Source organism: Desulfosporosinus sp. OT, from assembly GCF_000224515.1.
Classification (GTDB): Bacteria; Bacillota; Desulfitobacteriia; order Desulfitobacteriales; family Desulfitobacteriaceae; genus Desulfosporosinus.
The window spans coordinates 1-2,771 of the sequence record NZ_AGAF01000203.1 but is presented as its reverse complement, the minus strand read 5'-3'; the positions used below and the strand labels follow the sequence as shown (position 1 = coordinate 2,771).

The 2,771-nt window shown below is 36.8% G+C and carries 2 protein-coding genes; both read left to right on the top strand.

From position 1 onward, the window contains the following. Window positions 1–416: 416 nt before the first annotated feature. Window positions 417–959 carry a sigma-70 family RNA polymerase sigma factor gene (locus tag DOT_RS19035; protein WP_009622275.1) on the top strand — a complete coding sequence of 181 codons (543 nt, stop codon included), beginning with the start codon at window positions 417–419 and terminating at the stop codon, window positions 957–959. A 13-nt stretch (window positions 960–972) separates the two neighbouring features. Further along, entirely contained in the window at window positions 973–2,025 is a 1,053-nt protein-coding gene (locus tag DOT_RS19030) for a DUF4179 domain-containing protein (RefSeq protein ID WP_009622274.1), read from the top strand. The last annotated feature ends 746 nt before the right edge of the window (window positions 2,026–2,771 follow it).

The window sequence follows — 2,771 nt, the reverse complement described above, 5'->3', positions numbered from 1 at the left end:
ATAATGTTAAGCTGGAAATTCATAAAAAGTAGGTAGCTTTAGTCTCCCTGCACATGCTAAGAAATGTTTAGTTTCCACAACAAACATCATAGTAAATCAAAGTGAGTGAGAGGAAAACGGACTTTGGTGTTGTATTGAAAACAGCTAGAAAGGCCAGATGTTATTAATACACGAAAACAGGTAAATTAACTCTCAATGGAGAATTTTAACTAAAATGAAGATATAAACTTTCAGCTACTTAATATAGACTTCGAAGAGCAAAAAGGTAAATTATTTATTGTTGCCGAAAGCATTAGCTGACTCTGCTAATGCTTTCGCTATGCCGCGTGGCTCAGTTGATTGCAAAAATAAATTTTCTACATAGCGAAGATTTACCCGTTCTTATTCATCTAATAGGTGAAAGGAAGTGTTGATATGTGGACGCAGGGTTAGGGACCTCAAATGTCAGTGTCTCAAGTGTCGGGGAACTTAGCGACGTTGTTTTGGCGAAAAAGGGAGATAAAGTTGCTTTTGAAAGACTCGTTAGAAAGCACTCTGTTTCGCTATATCGTGTCGCAAGGGGAATTTTGAAGTGCGAATCTGACATCGAAGATGCAGCCCAAGAAACGATTATAAAGGCTTATAAGAAATTAGTAAGCCTAAGAAGCGACCTTTACTTTAAAACCTGGTTGATTAAAATCCTGGTTAATGAGTGCAATTACATATTGAGAGCCAATAAAAAAACAGTCAATTTGGGCGAGTTAGAATCTGCATCCCCAAACAACCAGTATGAAAACCTCGAACTATTCAGTGTTGTTCAGTCATTGGATCCTGATTTAAGAATTGTTATATTTCTCTTCTATTATGAGGGTCTGCCCCAAAAGGATATTGCAGAAGTTCTTGGACTACCTGTGGGAACAGTATCTTCAAGGCTTTCTAGGTCCAGGGAGAAACTACGAACCCTTATTACTGAAAAATAGGAGGTTGTTGATAATGGACGATAAATCATTTGACGAATTTATTAAGGGTAAGGCACTTGAAGAAAATATGCTACTTCCCTCCGGACTAAATCAAAAGATGACCAGTACGTTTAAGGCACTACCAAAAAGAAAGAAATACCATACTAGATTGTTCCGACTCGGGACGGTTGCAGCTATTTTAGCATTCTGTGTCCTAACGTCTATAGGGTTTGCTTCCCCAAGCTTCGCATCAAACGTAAAAAACATAAGTAATACGATTAGCAGTAATATATCTAATTTATTAGGATTGCAAAGGAATTTGGACGAATATAAGACTGTGATAAACAAAGAGGTAACTGATAACTCAATAACAGTTAAGTTAAATGAGGTTGTATTAAATGGAAGTGAGCTAACAGTCTCATACAACATAAACTCTAGCAAAAAGTTAGAAGCAATGGGGTCCTGGCATGCTTCTAATAAAGTCTATATTAATGGAAAACAAGCAAGTACTGGAGCTAGTGGAAGTGCTCATAATATTGATGACTATACTACCGAAGCAGTAATGACTTATTCTCTAGACAAAGTAGACCTAAATGGAGATTTAGATATAAAAATATTATGTTCACAAATTGAACTGATGGGTGGTAATGACGCCATAAAGGGATCATGGGACTTTGAATTTAGAACTAATGGCAATCAATTAAAAACAGATACTAAGGAACTATTGCTTAATCATAAATTTACTCTTGAAAATGGTGAAGAATATACTTTGACGAAGTATACTGATAACTCACTAGGACAAGAAATTTACGCTTCCATATCTAATTCTAAAAGAAATCCGACGTATGTTGTGGCTTTAAGAGGAATTGATAATTTAGGTAATAAAGTTGAATTTTATATGTCTCGCGGAGGCAAGGAGGAAGCGTTATTTAAAGTAGAAAATATAGATGGAAATCTTAATGAGAATGCAACATCATTAACTCTCACGCCTTATGCAGCTATACTTCCAGATAAAAGTGGTGAGATGAATAGCGAATATTATCAAGTAGGAGATAAATTCACAATAGATTTATCATTATTAAAATGATGTGATTAGCGGTTGGTACGCTAACGTTAAGTGGAGCCACTTCATTCGTTCGATACGGAAGCGAATAATTCCAAGGAGGCAAGTATGGAAAACACAAAAACAGTAATCAGCGATTTTTTTATATCTGCTATATTTATGAACTACCTTTGTGACGTATGGATTACTCGTCCCGGCAAAAAATCAGTAAGTAAATGAACAAATCCTTAGCCCTAGCGTCCTTATTATAAACGCTGGGGCTATTTGTCATAATCATAACTATAAGACGAAATGGGCAACATTATCGAATAAATGAGTATGTCGTATCATTCGTATATAACGCAACAATCTTTAAGGTGAAACACAACTTCCAGTTATCCTACTGATGGTCACCAGTATAAGAATAATCCTGCTAATAAAAATCAACCATTAATTTAGGAAAATATCAAAAAAATATTGTCAAAGGCTTATTTAATCTCGCTTCATTTATTAGAACTCTGAGGTAAGACTTGACATGGGACCCCACGGTGGATGCTTCAATGGGTCGAGGGGTGTGGCTAATAGGATGCATTCCTCATGGGTAAGCCCCATCCCCTTGATTTAGGGTAGCATCCACCGCCCCCATGTCAAGTCTTTCTTTGGGGTCGGATCAGGTAACCCTGACACATCGTATTATGGGTATAACAAAATAGACCCGAGCAAAATGCAGCAACTGGCCAGTTGGACTACTGCCAAACTTATTTGAATCATTACGCCACCACGTATGCCTT